The sequence below is a fragment of the Spirillospora sp. NPDC048823 genome (genome assembly GCF_043198445.1).
Lineage (GTDB): Bacteria > Actinomycetota > Actinomycetes > Streptosporangiales > Streptosporangiaceae > Spirillospora.
The window spans coordinates 97,403-112,135 of the sequence record NZ_JBICUT010000003.1 but is presented as its reverse complement, the minus strand read 5'-3'; the positions used below and the strand labels follow the sequence as shown (position 1 = coordinate 112,135).

The 14,733-nt window shown below is 72.0% G+C and carries 17 protein-coding genes; 9 read left to right on the top strand and 8 right to left on the bottom strand.

What is annotated here, in order from left to right:
• Positions 1 to 48: 48 nt before the first annotated feature.
• Entirely contained in the window at positions 49 to 1,917 is a 1,869-nt protein-coding gene (locus ACGFK0_RS07990; RefSeq protein WP_392901683.1) for a beta-propeller domain-containing protein, read from the top strand.
• Between the two features lie 29 nt (positions 1,918 to 1,946).
• Here the strand turns inward: ACGFK0_RS07990 and ACGFK0_RS07985 are convergent, their stop codons facing one another.
• The 3 genes from ACGFK0_RS07985 to ACGFK0_RS07975 form a co-directional block, all read right to left on the bottom strand.
• On the bottom strand, positions 1,947 to 3,068 hold the full coding sequence (locus tag ACGFK0_RS07985; protein WP_392901681.1) for a D-alanine--D-alanine ligase family protein: 1,122 nt from the start codon (positions 3,066 to 3,068) through the stop codon (positions 1,947 to 1,949).
• Between the two features lie 76 nt (positions 3,069 to 3,144).
• The gene (locus ACGFK0_RS07980; protein ID WP_392902837.1) at positions 3,145 to 4,134 is read right to left on the bottom strand and encodes an NAD(P)H-dependent glycerol-3-phosphate dehydrogenase; all 990 of its coding nucleotides are present in this window, start codon (positions 4,132 to 4,134) and stop codon (positions 3,145 to 3,147) included.
• A gap of 17 nt (positions 4,135 to 4,151) precedes the next feature.
• Positions 4,152 to 4,985 carry a lysophospholipid acyltransferase family protein gene (locus ACGFK0_RS07975; RefSeq protein WP_392901679.1) on the bottom strand — a complete coding sequence of 278 codons (834 nt, stop codon included), beginning with the start codon at positions 4,983 to 4,985 and terminating at the stop codon, positions 4,152 to 4,154.
• 111 nt (positions 4,986 to 5,096) lie between these two features.
• Between ACGFK0_RS07975 and cofC the strand changes: the two genes are divergently transcribed.
• Together cofC and ACGFK0_RS07965 are read left to right on the top strand one after the other, a co-directional pair.
• Positions 5,097 to 5,786, top strand: coding sequence for a 2-phospho-L-lactate guanylyltransferase (gene cofC, locus ACGFK0_RS07970; RefSeq protein WP_392901677.1), 690 nt, complete (start codon positions 5,097 to 5,099; stop codon positions 5,784 to 5,786).
• Between the two features lie 130 nt (positions 5,787 to 5,916).
• Complete coding sequence (locus ACGFK0_RS07965; RefSeq protein WP_392901675.1) at positions 5,917 to 6,123, top strand: cold-shock protein; 207 nt, start codon at positions 5,917 to 5,919, stop codon at positions 6,121 to 6,123.
• 63 nt (positions 6,124 to 6,186) lie between these two features.
• Here the strand turns inward: ACGFK0_RS07965 and ACGFK0_RS07960 are convergent, their stop codons facing one another.
• From ACGFK0_RS07960 to leuC, 4 genes are all read right to left on the bottom strand, one after another.
• Positions 6,187 to 6,465, bottom strand: coding sequence for an HU family DNA-binding protein (locus ACGFK0_RS07960; RefSeq protein ID WP_026403810.1), 279 nt, complete (start codon positions 6,463 to 6,465; stop codon positions 6,187 to 6,189).
• A gap of 158 nt (positions 6,466 to 6,623) precedes the next feature.
• Positions 6,624 to 6,863, bottom strand: a complete 240-nt coding sequence (locus ACGFK0_RS07955; RefSeq protein ID WP_392901673.1) for a hypothetical protein — start codon at positions 6,861 to 6,863, stop codon at positions 6,624 to 6,626.
• Between the two features lie 128 nt (positions 6,864 to 6,991).
• Positions 6,992 to 7,579 (bottom strand): 3-isopropylmalate dehydratase small subunit, encoded by a 588-nt coding sequence (leuD, locus tag ACGFK0_RS07950; RefSeq protein WP_392901671.1) that lies wholly within the window; start codon positions 7,577 to 7,579, stop codon positions 6,992 to 6,994.
• Between the two features lie 9 nt (positions 7,580 to 7,588).
• Entirely contained in the window at positions 7,589 to 9,088 is a 1,500-nt protein-coding gene (leuC, locus tag ACGFK0_RS07945) for a 3-isopropylmalate dehydratase large subunit (protein ID WP_392901669.1), read from the bottom strand.
• 127 nt (positions 9,089 to 9,215) lie between these two features.
• On the opposite strand from leuC, the gene ACGFK0_RS07940 reads away from it, so the two are divergent.
• From ACGFK0_RS07940 to ACGFK0_RS07925, 4 genes are all read left to right on the top strand, one after another.
• Positions 9,216 to 9,935 carry an IclR family transcriptional regulator gene (locus tag ACGFK0_RS07940; RefSeq protein ID WP_358463973.1) on the top strand — a complete coding sequence of 240 codons (720 nt, stop codon included), beginning with the start codon at positions 9,216 to 9,218 and terminating at the stop codon, positions 9,933 to 9,935.
• Between the two features lie 22 nt (positions 9,936 to 9,957).
• Entirely contained in the window at positions 9,958 to 10,647 is a 690-nt protein-coding gene (locus tag ACGFK0_RS07935; RefSeq protein ID WP_392901666.1) for a glycoside hydrolase family 3 N-terminal domain-containing protein, read from the top strand.
• A 60-nt stretch (positions 10,648 to 10,707) separates the two neighbouring features.
• Positions 10,708 to 11,337: a MerR family transcriptional regulator gene (locus ACGFK0_RS07930; protein ID WP_392901664.1), complete on the top strand. Its 630-nt coding sequence runs from the start codon at positions 10,708 to 10,710 to the stop codon at positions 11,335 to 11,337.
• Between the two features lie 132 nt (positions 11,338 to 11,469).
• The gene (locus ACGFK0_RS07925) at positions 11,470 to 11,868 is read left to right on the top strand and encodes a RidA family protein (RefSeq protein ID WP_392901662.1); all 399 of its coding nucleotides are present in this window, start codon (positions 11,470 to 11,472) and stop codon (positions 11,866 to 11,868) included.
• Here ACGFK0_RS07925 and ACGFK0_RS07920 read toward each other — a convergent pair.
• Positions 11,833 to 12,816: a LysR family transcriptional regulator gene (locus ACGFK0_RS07920; protein ID WP_392901660.1), complete on the bottom strand. Its 984-nt coding sequence runs from the start codon at positions 12,814 to 12,816 to the stop codon at positions 11,833 to 11,835. The two genes, ACGFK0_RS07925 and ACGFK0_RS07920, sit on opposite strands and share 36 nt — an antisense overlap.
• A gap of 38 nt (positions 12,817 to 12,854) precedes the next feature.
• Here ACGFK0_RS07920 and ACGFK0_RS07915 point away from each other — a divergent pair, with 38 nt between their 5' ends.
• Together ACGFK0_RS07915 and ACGFK0_RS07910 are read left to right on the top strand one after the other, a co-directional pair.
• The gene (locus ACGFK0_RS07915; RefSeq protein WP_392901658.1) at positions 12,855 to 13,670 is read left to right on the top strand and encodes an S-adenosyl-l-methionine hydroxide adenosyltransferase family protein; all 816 of its coding nucleotides are present in this window, start codon (positions 12,855 to 12,857) and stop codon (positions 13,668 to 13,670) included.
• Positions 13,671 to 13,950: 280 nt separating this feature from the next.
• The gene (locus ACGFK0_RS07910) at positions 13,951 to 14,688 is read left to right on the top strand and encodes an alternative oxidase (RefSeq protein WP_392901656.1); all 738 of its coding nucleotides are present in this window, start codon (positions 13,951 to 13,953) and stop codon (positions 14,686 to 14,688) included.
• Positions 14,689 to 14,733 lie beyond the last annotated feature (45 nt).

Sequence of the window (14,733 nt, the reverse complement as noted above, 5' to 3'; positions counted from 1 at the left end):
GAGCGTCCAAGGTCAATGCTGGGTCGTGTCACAACGTCGGCTGCGACGGTGCTGATCCTGGCCGGGTCGGCGGGATGCTCCGGTTCCTCCGGAGGCTCCGACCGGCCGGGGCAGGCACCGCCGGTTCGGCTCGTCGCCTACGACGGGTGTGCGGCCCTGCACAAAGAGCTGCGTCAGGCGACGGCGGACCGGGTCGGCCCGTTCGGGCTGAGCGACGCGCCCGCGCTGCGGGGTCTGCCAGAGGACGGCATGGCGCTGCGGAAGGGCCCGCAGGCGGCCGAGGCGGCCCCGGGGCGGCCGCCGCGGCATTCCACCACGAACGCCCATGAGCGGGCCGCGGACGAACCCGACCTCGTCAAGACCGACGGCCGCAGGATCGTGACGCTCGCCGGCGGCGAACTCACCGTCATCGACCCCGCGGCCCGCGAGATCACGCACACCCTGGATCTGCCCGGCTCCGGCGGCCGCGGCGACGGGCGGTTGCTGCTCAGCGGCGACCGCGTCCTCGTCCTGGACGAGCAGACACCGATGATCCCGTTCGAGCGCCGGGCGATCCCCGGCGGAGGAGCCGCCTCACCCAGGCCACCGGCGCCGCCGAGGCCGACGACGCGCCTGACGCTCGTCGACGTCTCCGGCGCCCCGAAGGTCGTCGGGACCATGACGACCGACGCGGACTACCTGGACGCCCGGCAGAGCGGCTCGACGGTCCGGGTCGTGTTGAAGTCCGAGCCCGACATCCGCTTCCCGGGCGGCGACGGCGGGAAGGCGGCCACCGACGCCAACCGCCGTGCCGTGAACAAGGCGCCGCTCGACGCCTGGCTCCCCGCCTTCCAGGTGGACGACGGCGACGGCGGCCCGGCGAAGAGGTACCGGACGCCCTGCGACCAGGTCAGCCGGCCGTCCTCGTACGCGGGTTCGAGCATGGTGAGCGTGCTGACGTTCGATCTGTCCAAGGGCCTCGGCGACCCGCAGGCGATCGGCGTCACCGCCGGTGGCACGACCGTCTACGGCAACGGGAAGAGCCTGTACGTGACCGGCACTCCCCCGAGGCCGTTCATGCCGAAGCCGCGCGAGAGGCGCCCCGCCGAGGTGCGCACCGACGTGTACAAGTTCGACGTCAGCGGAACAGGACGTCCCCGCTATGCGGCGTCGGGTTCGGTCACGGGCTCCCTGCTGAACCAGTACTCCATGTCGGAACACGACGGAAGACTGCGCCTGGCCACGACCACCGGCCGGTTCGCCCGTGCGGAGAAGCCGTCGCAGAGTTCGGTGTACGTCCTCGCACAGGACGGCTCAAGCCTCGACCAGGTCGGACGCATCGACGGCCTCGGCAAGGGCGAGCGGATCCACTCCGTCCGGTTCATCGGCACGACCGGCTACGTCGTGACGTTCCGGCAGACCGACCCGCTGTACGTGCTCGACCTGAAGGACCCGCGCCGCCCCCGCCTCACCGGCGAACTCAAGATCACCGGCTATTCCGCCTACCTGCATCCCACCAGGGACGGGAAACTCCTCGGCGTCGGGCAGGACGCCGACCTCACCGGGCGCACGAACGGCCTCCAGGTCTCCCTGTTCGACGTCTCCGGCGAACCCCGCCGGATCAGCGACTACAAGCTCCCCGGGGCGAGGTCGCAGTCGGAGTTCGAACCGCACGCCTTCCTGTACTGGCCGGATTCCGGCCTCACCGTCATCCCGGTGAACGGCCGGAGCGACGAAGGCAACGGGGCCTTGGCCCTCAAGGTGACCGGCTCGTCCATCACCAAGGCGGGAACCGTCCGGCATCCCGGCGGGTACCGCGGCACCGGCATCCGCCGTTCGCTCATCGTCGGCGGCACCCTCTGGACGTTCTCCGGCCGAGGCGCCCGCGCCACCGACGCGGCCACGCTGAAGAACACCGCCTGGCTGCCGTTCGGCTAGTCCTGCAGGCGGTCAGCGCAGCGGGAGGGTCAACGCAGGTCGGTGGAACGCTTGACGGCGGTCTGGATGAGCCGGTCGACCAGCGCCGGGTAGTCCAGCCCGGTCGCCGCCCACATCTGCGGGAACGCCGATGCCGGGGTGAAGCCCGGCATGGTGTTGATCTCGTTGAGGATCCAGCGGCCGTCCGGCGTGTGGAAGAAGTCGACGCGGGCGAGGCCCTCGCAGTCGAGGGCGTCGAACGCCTGCACGGCGATGCGGCGGACCTCCTCGATCTGCGCGGCCGGCAGCCCCGGCGGGATCGCCATGCTGGTGGCCCCGTCGAGGTACTTGGTCTCGAAGTCGTAGAAGTCGTGCTCGCCCGCCATCAGCACCTCGGCGGGCAGGCTCGCCTCGGCCGGGCCGTCGTCCATGCCCTGCAGGACGCCGCACTCGATCTCGCGGCCCTCGACCGCGGCCTCCACGATGACCTTCGGGTCGTGCTCGCGGGCCGCCTCGACCGCGGCCTCCAGGCCGGCCTCGTCGGTGACGCGGGTGATGCCCATGCTCGACCCGGCCCGGGCCGGCTTGACGAAGACCGGTGTGCCGTCCGCGAGGCCCAGCTCCTTGATCTCGTCGATCTTGCCTTTGCGTTCGCGCCGCCACTCCCGGTCGCCGACCAGGACGTACGGGCCGACGGGCAGGCCGCGCGCCTGCCAGACGAGCTTCATGAACCCCTTGTCCATGCCGACGGCGCTGGCCAGCACCCCAGCGCCGACATAGCGGATGCCGGCGAGGTCCAGCAGCCCCTGGATGGTGCCGTCCTCCCCGAAGGGGCCGTGCAGCAGCGGAAGCACCACGTCGACGTCGCCGAGCGTCTCCGGGATCTGCCCCGGCCGGACGACCATCAGGCCGCGGCCGTCGGGGTCGAACGGCAGCGCGAGGACGCCGCCGCTCCCGGTCACCTCCGGCAGCCGGCCGTCCTCGATCGAGAGCCGCAGGTCTCCGGGCGCCAGCACCCAGCGCCCGTCGCGGGCGATGCCGATCGGCACCACGTCGTACCGGTCCCGGTCGATCGCGGCCATCACGGCCCCCGCGGTGACGCAGGAGATCGCGTGCTCGGAGCTGCGTCCGCCGAAGACGACGGCCACGCGGATCTTTGAAACCTGGGACATGACGTCCGACCCTATCGGTGATCAGCCCGGGTCGGCCACGAGCGATCCGGGCGCGGCGATCCCGCCGGCGCGGCCGTCACAGCCCGTACCGCTCGGGCTTGGGGGAACGGGAGATCAGCGAGATGGCCGCCTCCTTGATCGGCATGCCGTGGTGCAGGACGGCGGTGACCGCCTCCGTGATCGGCATCTCCACGTTGTGCTTGCCGGCCAGCTCCATCACCGCCTCCGACGACTTGACGCCCTCGGCGGTCTGCTTGGTGACGGCGATGACCTGCTCCAGCGTCATGCCGCGGCCGAGGTTCTCGCCGAACGTCCGGTTGCGCGACAGCGGCGACATGCACGTCCCGACGAGGTCGCCCATCCCGGCGAGCCCGGCGAAGGTGTGCTCGTCCGCGCCCAGCGCCGCGCCCAGCCGGGCGATCTCGGCGAGGCCGCGGGTCATCAGCAGCGCCTGCGTGCTGGCGCCGAACCCCAGCCCGACGGCCATGCCCACGCACAGCGCGACGATGTTCTTCACCGCGCCGCCCAGCTCGCAGCCGACGACGTCGGTGGAGGTGTAGACCCGGAAGTACGGCGTCATCGTGGCGGCCTGGAGGCGCAGCGCGGCGCCCTCGTCCGCGCAGGCCGCGACCGCCGCACCGGGTTCCCCGCCCGCGACCTCGCGGGCCAGGTTCGGGCCGCAGAACACCCCGACCCGCTCCGCGGGGACGTTCGCGACCTCGCCGATGACCTCCGACATCCGCCGCGACGTGCCGATCTCGACGCCCTTCATCAGGCTGACGAGGACCGCGTCCGGCGGCAGGAGCGGCACCCAGGCGCCGAGGTTCTGCCGGAGGGTCTGCGCCGGGACGGCCAGCGCCACGAAGTCCGCGCCCGCCAGGGCCTCCGCCGGGTCGAGGGTCGCGCGGACCCCCTCGGGCAGCGTGACGCCGGGCAGGTAGTCGGGGTTCTCGTGCCTCTCGTTGACCGCCTCGACGACCTCGGGGCGCCGCCCCCACAGGACGACCTCGCCGCCCGCGTCGTTCAGCAGCTTGGTGAACGTCGTCCCCCAGGACCCGGCCCCCATCACCGCGGTGCGCAATGTCACGAGCCGGCCGCCTTCGGGTCGCCGGTGCCCGGCCGCGCCGTCTCGGGCAGCGGGGGCCTGAACGCCTCGGCGGCCGCCCTTCGCCGCTCCTCCAGCACCTTGTGGTGGTCGTAGCGTTCCTTGGGCGGCTCCTGGCCGCGCAGTTCGCCGAGCAGCCCGCTGATCGCCGCCATGATGTCGTCGGTGGCGGCCCGCAGCGTCTCCTTGGTGAGCGGCAGCCCCGCGTACTCCGACAGGTCGACGGGCGGCCCCGCGACCACCCTCATCGTCTTGCGCGGGAGCGGGTGCAGGCCCCGCTTCAGGCTCCCCGCGAGCCCCTTCTGCTCGCCCTTCTTGTACGGCATCAGCTCGTGCGCCCCCCAGGTCGCCACCGGGACGACCTCGGCGCCCGTCTTCAGCGCCATCCGCGCCACCCCGGTCTGCCCGGTCATCGGCCACAGCTCGGGGTCGCGGGTGCAGCTGCCCTCCGGATAGAACATCAGGCACTCGCCGTCCACCAGAGCCTTCTCGGCGTCCTTCAGGACCTCGGCCGCGTCGGCGCTGTCGCGGTACACCGGGATCTGGCCGGTGCCGCGCAGCACGTTGCGGACGAAGCGCACGTCGAAGAGCGTCGACTTCGCCAGGTACACGGGATAGCGGCCCGACTCGTACACGAAGTGGGCGAGGGCGAGGGGATCGGCCTCGGAGATGTGGTTCGCGGCGATGATGACGCCGCCCTCCCCCGGCACGTTGCCCCGGCCGCGCCAGTCACGCTTGACCAGCCCGCAAAGCAGCGGGCGCAGGATGACGATCGTGAGCTTCCGCCACCCGGGCGAATACCCGTGGCTCATGCCCGCCTCCTCCTCACTCCGTCCCCCAGGCGAACGCGGGGTGTCCCATCCCCGAACGAACGCGGGGTGTGCCCAAGTGTCGCGGGTGCGTGCGCATAGTGTCGAGTCGCCATGTCTACCGCAGAGTTCTCCCAGTGGTCGCTCGTCGTACCGGTGAAGGTGCTGGCGCGGGCCAAGACCCGCATGTCCGCGGCGGCGGGCCGGCATCGCGAGTCGCTCGCGCTCGCGGTGGCGACCGACACGGTCGCCGCGGCGCTGCGCTGCGACCGGGTTCGCACTGTGATCGTTGTCACCGACGATCCTCTCCCGGCCGCCGATCTGGCCGCCCTCGGCGCCCTGGTGGTGCCCGACGTGCCGGACGCCGGGCTGAACCCGGCTCTCGTCCACGGCGCGGGCCGCGGCCGCGCACTCGCCCCCGGCAGCGGCATTGGCGCACTGTCAGCCGATTTGCCCGCTTTGCGACCTCTTGAACTTGCGCGCGTCCTCGACGCCGCCGGCCGGGCGCCCGAGGCGTTCGTCCCGGACGCCGCCGGCATCGGCACCACCCTGTACACCGCCCGCCCCGGCGTCCCGTTCTCGCCCGCCTTCGGCGCCGACTCCCGCGCCGCCCACCGCGCCCGCGGCGCCCGCGAGCTCCTCCTGCCCGGCACCGACAGCGTCCGCCGCGACGTCGACACCCCCGACGACCTCCGCGCCGCCCTCGCCCTGGGCACCGGCCCTCGCACTGCGTCCATTGGCGCCGCCCTCGGCATCCGTCGCCTGGGGGCGCCGGATGCCGAGGCCAACGCCTGCGATCGCTAGCATCGCTTCGACTCGCCTAGCGGCTCGCTGCGCGATCAGGTTCTCGCAAGCTCGAACCTGGCTTCGCACGCGATCGCGATGGTCCCCGTTGATGCGGGGCTGAGCCGTCCGCCGAGGCTAGAGTTCGGATATGCAGGGGACGGTGAAGGATTTCGACGCTTCGACCCGGTCCGGGAGCGTGCTGCTCGATGACGGGACGGAACTGCCGTTCGACGGGGAGGCGTTCACGGCGGGCGGGCTGCGGCTGCTGCGGCTCGGGCAGCGGGTCAACCTCGCGATGGACGGCGACCGGATCACCGTGGTGACCCTGTCGACGTTTCCGCTGCCGTCGCCCTGAGGCCTCGCGCACACCAGCGCCCGGGACCGTCTTGGCACGGTCCCGGGCGCTGGTGCGATGCGGCTACTTCTTTCCGGCCACCAGGTTCTTGAAGTCCGCGCCGGCCTTGAATTTCGGAACGGACGTCGCGGGAACCTCGATGGTCTTGCCCGTTGCCGGGTTCCGGGCCGTACGGGCAGGCCGGTCGGCCTTCTCGAACGAACCGAACCCGGTGATCGCGACCTTGTCGCCCTTGGCGACCGCGGTCTGGATCGCCTCCAGGATGGCGTCGACGGCCTCGGCTGCGGCCTTCTTGCTGCCCAGCCGGTCAGAGATCGCGTCGACCAGCTCACGCTTGTTCATGGGTTACTCCTCTAGTTCCCCCCTTGCCCGAACGAAACTAAGGGACCCTCAGCATGGACACAATCACCTGCACGCACGAGTTGGCGTGTCGCTGGCGTTTTTGTCGCACTCGCCCCTGTCTCGCCGGGTGACCGGACCGGATCCGGCCACTGCGCACGCTAACCGACGTCGGGCGTCTCTTGGAAATCGGCGAGGAACGTCTCCAGCCTGCGGGCGGCCAGTCCGGCGTCCCGTTTCGCCAGATCGGTGATCGCCAGCAGGTGCCGGATGAGCCGCTGCCGGTCCTCGGGGGGCAGCGGCGCGACGGCCCGGTGAGCGTCACGCAACTGCCGCGCGAGCAGGGTCAACGCAGGGTCGTCCCACTCGGGTCCACTCCACGGGACCGCGCTCAATTTCATGCCCCCAAAGGTCGGACGGGTATGCGCACCAAGGGAATTCTCCCCCGCCGCCACCCACGACCGTCCACCCGGGGGCACAAAAGGCCCGGCTCGCCGTCCGCGGACGGCGAGCCGGGCCTCGAGACGCGCTACAGCGTCACCGGCAGCCAGGGGGTGCGGTCCGACTCGAAGTCGTTGATGGCGTCGGCGTGGCGGAGGGTGAGGCCGATGTCGTCCAGGCCCTCCATGAGCCGCCAGCGGGTGTAGTCGTCGATCTCGAACGAGGCGGTCCGGCCGTCCCAGCGGACTTCGCGGTTCTCCAGGTCGACGGTGATCTCCAGGGTCGGGTCCTTCTCGATGCGGCCCTGGAGGTCCTCGACCTGCTCGCCGGTGAGGATGACGGGCAGCAGCCCCATCTTGGTGGAGTTGTTGCGGAAAATGTCGCCGAAGCGCGGCGCGATGACGACGCGGAAGCCGTACTGCTGCAGCGCCCAGACGGCGTGCTCGCGGGACGAGCCGGTGCCGAAGTCGGGCCCGGCGACCAGGATGCCCGCGCCGTCGTACCGCGGCTGGTTCAGGACGAACTCCGGGTCCTCGCGCCAGCCGGAGAACAGGCCCTTCTCGAAGCCGGTGCGGCTGACCTGCTTCAGCCAGACGGCCGGGATGATCTGGTCGGTGTCGACGTTGCTGCGGCGCAGCGGGACCGCGCGGCCGGTGTAGGTGGTGAACGCTTCCATCGTGGTTCCTTACAGGTCGGCGTCGTTCTGGGGGGACGACCCCCCAGGCCCCCCGGCGGCTTCGCCGAGGTCATTGGGGGCGGTGAGGCGGCCGGTGACGGCGGTGGCGGCGGCGACGGCGGGCGACACCAGGTGGGTGCGGCCGCCGGGGCCCTGCCGGCCCTCGAAGTTGCGGTTGGACGTGGAGGCGCTGCGCTCGCCGGGCGTGAGCTTGTCGGGGTTCATCGCCAGGCACATCGAGCAGCCGGCCTCGCGCCATTCGGCGCCGGACGCGGAGATGACCTCGTCCAGGCCCTCCTCCTCGGCCTGCTTCTTGACCTTCATGGAGCCGGGGACGACCAGCATGCGGACGCCGCCGGCGACCTTGCGGCCCTTGAGGACGCCCGCGACGGCGCGCAGGTCCTCGATGCGGCCGTTGGTGCAGGAGCCGACGAAGACGGTGTCGACCTCGATGTCGCGCAGCGGCGTCCCGGCGGTCAGGCCCATGTACTCCAGGGCGCGCTCGGCGGACTGGCGCCGGGCCGGGTCGTCGTAGGACGCGGGGTCGGGCACGGAGTCGCCGAGCGGGAGGCCCTGGCCCGGGTTGGTGCCCCAGGTGACGAACGGGGTCAGCTCGGAGGCGTCGATCACGACCTCCTTGTCGAAGACCGCGTCGTCGTCGGTGCGCAGCGACGTCCAGTACTCGACGGCCTTGTCCCAGTCGTCGCCGCTTCCGTTCTGGGGGGACGACCCCCCAGACCCCCCGGCAACAGCGTTGGAGGGGGCGTGGGGACGGCCCTTGAGGTATTCGAACGTGGTCGCGTCGGGCGCGATCATCCCGGCGCGGGCGCCGGCCTCGATGGACATGTTGCAGACCGTCATGCGGCCTTCCATCGACAGCGACCGGACGGCCTCGCCGCGGTACTCGATGATGTGGCCCTGGCCGCCGCCGGTGCCGATCCGCGCGATGATCGCGAGGATGAGGTCCTTAGCGGTGACGCCCTCGGGCAGCGCGCCTTCGACGGTCACGGCCATCGTCTTCGGCTTGATCTGCGGCAGCGTCTGGGTGGCGAGGACGTGTTCGACCTCGCTGGTGCCGATGCCGAAGGCGAGGGCGCCGAACGCGCCGTGCGTGGAGGTGTGCGAGTCGCCGCACACGACGGTCATGCCGGGCTGGGTCAGGCCGAGCTGCGGGCCGATGACGTGGACGATGCCCTGCCCGTCGTCGCCCATCGGATGCAGCCGGATCCCGAAGTCGGAGCAGTTCTTGCGCAGCGTCTCGACCTGGGTGCGCGACACCGGGTCGGCGATGGGCTTCAGCAGGTCCGTCGTCGGGACGTTGTGGTCCTCGGTGGCGATCGTCAGGTCGGGGCGCCGGACGGGGCGGCCGGCCATCCGCAGCCCGTCGAACGCCTGCGGGCTGGTGACCTCGTGGACGAGGTGCAGGTCGATGTAGAGCAGGTCCGGCTCACCCTCGGCGCGCCGTACGACGTGCGCGTCGTAGACCTTTTCGGCCAGTGTTCGGCCCATCACTCCCACCTCACCTGTAATGATCGTCGGCGCCGGTGCCGATCGCAGGGGCGCCGTGGTCCCGGTCACCTCGTGGTCCCGGTCACCTTGACTTGCATCTCAAATTCCGAGACGTCAATATCAAGACATGGACAACTCTAGCGGAGTCGGCGTACTTGACAAAGCCGTTCTTGTTCTGAACGCGCTGGAGGCGGGCCCGGCCTCGCTCGCGCAACTCGTCCAGACGACCGGGCTGGCCCGCCCCACGGCGCACCGCCTGGCCGTCGCACTGGAGCACCACCGTCTCGTCCACCGTGACACGCAGGGACGTTTCATCCTCGGGCCGAGGCTCGCCGAGCTCGCGGTCGCGGCGGGCGAGGACCGCCTCCTCGCGATCGCCCAACCCATTCTCGCCCACCTGCGCGACCTCACCGGCGAGAGCGCCTCGCTGTTCCGCCGCCAGGGCGACGTCCGGGTCTGCGTGGCCGCCGCCGAGCGCACCAGCGGCCTGCGCGACACCATCCCGGTCGGCGCCGCGCTCCCGATGACGGCGGGTTCTGCCGCACAGATCCTGCTCGCCTGGGAGGAGCCCGACCGGCTGCACCGGGGGCTGCGCAACGCCAAGTTCGAGGCCGCCACGCTGGCGTCCGTCCGCCGCCGGGGCTGGGCGCAGAGCGTCGGGGAGCGCGAGCAGGGCGTCGGCTCGGTGTCCGCCCCGATCCGCGGCGCGGGCGGCCGGGTGATCGCCGCCGTGTCGGTGTCCGGTCCGCTCGAACGCCTCAGCCGCTCCCCCGGCCGGCTGCACGCTCCCCCGGTCGCCGCGGCGGCCGAGAAGATCTCCGAGGGAATGCGCCGCACCGCGTCCTGACCCCACCTCGAGGAGGCGCCCGATGACCATCGACGAAGCCGGACTGCGCGGGAGACTCGGGCGGCTCACGCTTGAGGAGAAGGTCCACCTGCTCACCGGGGACGGGTTCTGGACGCTGCGTCCCATCCCCGAGATCGGGCTGAGGCGGATCGTCATGTCGGACGGGCCGAGCGGCGTCCGCGGCACCACATGGGACGAGCGCGACACGAGCCTGCTGTTCCCGAGCGCCACCGCCCTCGCCGCGACCTGGGACCCCGCGCTCGCCGAGCGGATCGGGCGGCTGAACGGCGCCCAGGCGCGCGACAAGGGCGTGCACGTCCAGCTCGCCCCCACGATCAACCTGCACCGGACGCCGTTCGGCGGGCGTCATTTCGAGAACTACTCCGAAGACCCGCTGCTCACCGCCCGCATCGGCGCCGCGTTCGTGAGGGGCGTCCAGTCGGCGGGGGTCGCGGCGACGGTGAAGCACTTCGTGGGCAACGACTCCGAGACCGCCCGGATGTCCTACGACGCGCGCATCGGCGGCGAGGCGCTCGACGAGCTGTACCTGCGCCCGTTCGAGGAGGCGGTGAAGGCGGGCGCGTGGGCGGGCTTCGCCGTCGCCGAGGCCGCACCTGGTGAGGCGGTGACGGTCCGCATCCGGCTGGACGAGCGTCTGCGCACGGCGGCCGGCGTCCTGGAAATCACCGCAACTCGGACAGACATTGGATAGTGCCGGTATCTGATCGGGCCACCCGGATAGCGTTGAACGTCCGGTCGAGGGGGTGCGGCGGTGCAGATCTCCGAGCTCAGTGATCGCAGTGGCCTGACGGTCCAGACGATCAAGTTCTACATCCGGGAGGGCCTGCTCCCGAAGGGCGCGGCGGTGAGCACGACCCGGTCGGAGTACGGCGCGCGCCACCTGGAGCGGCTGCGGCTGATCAACGCGCTGCGGGAGGTCGGCGACCTGCCGGTCTCGGCGATCCAGCAGATCATCGCGGCGATCGAGGACGAGCGCGTCAGCCTGCACGAGCTGTTCGGCACCACGCAGTACGCCATCGGCCCGCACGTGGCGGCGCCGCACGACCCGCACTGGCGCGCCGCACGCGAGGACGTGAACGCCCTCGTGCGCGAACTCGGCTGGAACGTCGGCGAGCGCGCCCCCGCCCGTGATCTTCTCGCACACACGTTCGTGGCGCTGCGCCGCCTCGGCTTCCCGATCACGCTGAAGGACCTGCGGCCGTACGTGAAGGCCGCGACCGAGGTCGCCGACCACGAGATCGGCAGGGTCCCCGAGGGGACGTCGCGCGCCCGGACGGTCCATTCGCTGCTGGTCTCGACCGTCCTGTACGAACAGGTCCTGGCGGCCCTGCACCGGCTGGCCCAGGAGGACGCCTCGTCCCGCCGCTTCGACCGGAACTGACTCCGGCAGGACGAGCCATGCCTGCTGCGCATGGCCACTCTGCCGAACCTTCGCTGGTGACATGGCCGCCGGGCGCCTAGCGTCGAGCACGCCCACGTGATCACACCCGCAGACCGCACCAGGAGGTCCTCCATGCGCGTCACGCTCGGCAATCCCGCGACGGTTCCCCCGCCGCCGAACCCGGCCTACTCCCACACCGCCCATGTGACCCAGGGCCCGATGCTGTACGTGTCGGGGCAGATCGCCCTCGACGAGAACGGCAAGGTGGACGCGCCGGGCGACATGACCCGCCAGTCGGAGGTGGTCTTCTCGCTGCTGGAGCGGATCCTCGCCGCCCACGGCGCGGGCTTCCCGGACGTCGTCAACATCCGGTCGTTCCTCACCGACCTCGACCTCCGCAGGGAGTACGGGGCCGTCCGCGCGCGGTACTTCACGGGGGCCCCTCCGACGAGCACGACCGTCGAGGTCTCCCGCCTGTTCCACCCCGACGCCCTCCTAGAGGTGGAGATCGTCGCCGCCGTCCCCCGTTAGCTCTCCGGCCACGTCGCGGAGGTCCGCCAGGAACGCGGTGACGGGCGGGGATCTGCGTGCGTGGCGTCCGACCGCCGCGTAGACCGACCGGCGCGGGCGGCCGGACGCCACCGCGCGCAGGACGACGCCGTCCCGCGACGCCGCCATCGCGGCCAGGGCGGGGACGAGCGTCACGCCGAACCCCTCCGCGACCAGGCCGAGCTTGGAGATCCACTCGGCGACCCGCAGCGGCGTCTGCGGGACGAACCCGGCGGCCTCGCAGCGGACGCGCAGGGCGGCGATGGCATCGGGGTCGTCGGCCACGATCCACGGTTCGTCGGCGAGGTCGCCGAGTGCGATGCGGCGGCGGGCGGCGAGCCGGTGGCCGCTCGGCAGCGCGACGAGCAGGGCGTCGTCGGCCAGCATCGTCCACTCGCCCCCACCCGCCGCCGACGGAGGGCGGGCTTCGCCCGTCCGGCCGGACCCGGCGGGGATCGACGGGAGCTTGTGCGTGCTGACCACGGCGATGTCGAGGTCGCCGGCCTCCAGCATCGGCAGCAGCCGTTCGGTCGTCCCCTCGCGCAGCACCGGCCGGACGCCCGGATGGCGGGCCCGGAACCGGGCGAGCGCGCGGGGCACGAGAGCGGCGTTCGCGGTGGGGAACGCGCCGAGCCGCAGCGTCCCGGTGTCGAGGCGGCGCAGGCCGTCGAGCGCGCGGGCGGTGTCGGCGAGCCGGTCGAGGAGACCGCGCGCGTGCGGCAGCAGGTACTCCCCGGCCGGGGTCGGGCGGACGCCCCGGGCGCCGCGCGCGAACAGTTCCACTCCGCAGACGTCCTCCAGCGCCGCGATCTGCCGGGACACCGCCGACTGGGTGTAGCCCCCGGCGGCCGCGGCGGCGGTGAACGAGCCGAGGTCGGCGACGGCGACGAAGGTCCGCAGCAGGAGGGGGTCGAGGGCTTCGGCGCGCACGACCGAAGCATACGAGGGCCGCCCGGTAGGCTCGCCGCATGCCGGAGAGCCGCCCGTTCGTCAGCCTGGCGACCGACTTCGGCGCCGCCTACACCGCGATCTGCGCGGGGGTCGTCTACACGATCGCGCCGGCGGCGAACGTGCTCGTGCTCAGCGACGAGATCACCCCGTTCGGCGTCCGTGAGGGCGCGATGCTGCTCCGCCAGGCGCTCCCGTACCTTCCGGCCGGCGTCCATGTGGGGATCGTCGACCCGGGTGTCGGCACACCGCGCCGCCCGGTCGCGATCGAGACGGGGCGCGGGGACGTGCTGGTCGGCCCGGACAACGGCCTGCTGGTCCCCGCCGCCGCGGAACTCGGCGGGGTCGTCCGGGCGCATGCCCTGGAGAACCCGGCGTACCGGCTGCCCGCCGTGTCGGCCTCGTTCCACGGGCGGGACATCTTCTCCCCCGCCGCCGGGCACCTGTCCTGCGGCGCCGACGTCGCCGATCTCGGGTCTCCGGTCGAGCCGGTGCCGCTGGACGTCCCGTCCCCGGTGGTGCGCGACGGGGAGCTGGCGGTGCCGGTGCTCTACACCGACCGTTTCGGGAGCCTGATCCTGGGCGGCGGGCCGGAGGACCTGACGGCCGCGTTCGGCTCGGTCCCGTACGGGACGCCCCTGGACGTCGCTTGGACCGTTCCGGCCCCCGGTTCCGCACGGGTCACGTTCGAGGAGACCTTCGGCGGCGTCGCCCCCGGCGATCCCCTTCTCTGGGTCGACTCGTCCGGCGGGCTCGGCCTGGCGGTCAACCAGGGGTCGGCCACCGAGGCGCTCGGGCTCGCGGGCGCGCAGGCCGTCACACTTCGCCGCCCGTAGGAGACCGAGACCTGCTTCCGAGGTACCGGACCGCCCGTGATCATCACCGGCGGCGTCATCATGGGCGCCGGCGTGGCGAGCATGCACTACACCGGACACCGGCATGACCGCGATGAAGATTGACGCCACCGGCCGGCGGTACGCCCCTTAGGCGGTCTCAGGGTCGTCCCCTACGCCCGGGGCGGTAGCGGGAGCGGGGAGCGGTGGGCGGCGCGCCGTAGATCGGGTGTCTCTCAGCGGCCGATGCCCGGGCCCACGCCGTACACGCAGCATCATCGGCATGACGAACACGACGCAGACCCTCACCCGCCCCGAGTCCCCCGTCCACGCCGGCCCGCCGAAGCTTTCCCCGACGCAGCTGCGCGCCGCTCAGATCGAGACCCTCGAAAGCCCGCGCCTGAAGTACGGGCTACTGGCCCGGATGCTGTTCAAGCAGATGGACCTCGTCTACGGCCGCGAGGGCACGCTCGTGAAGTTCGCGATGCTGGAGTTCATCGCCCGCGTCCCCTACCAGGCGTGGGAGCGGATGGGCTACTTCTCGCTGTCGCGGCACCGCCGCCGTTCCGCCCTCGCCAAGCGCGTCTACGAGCGGATCGTGGAGACCCGCGAGGAGCAGGACAACGAGCAGTGGCACCTGCTCATCCTCCAGGACCTCGTCCAGCGCGACGGGCTGAAGCAGTCCTTCGTGCTGCACCGGCTGGCGCCGTGGCTCGTGGCGTTCTTCTACTACCACGTGTCGTGGCTGCTGTTCCTGGTGCGGCCCGAGCTGAGCTACCGGCTCAACGCCGACTTCGAGGACCACGCCGAGCACGAGTACATGTCGTACGTGGCCGGGCATCCGGAGCTGGAGCACGCGCCCGCGCCCACGACGTACGCCGCCGAGTACGGGGAGTACGACTCGGTCGCCGACCTGCTGCGCCAGATCGGGCACGACGAGCGGATCCACAAACTGGACAGCCTGGTGAACATGCGGGCACCCCGCTTCCAGGACGCGCCCGCATCAAAGATCGTCAGTTGATTGACTGTCGGAGCGAGGCTGCCTAACGTCGGCCGCACCCGCCGG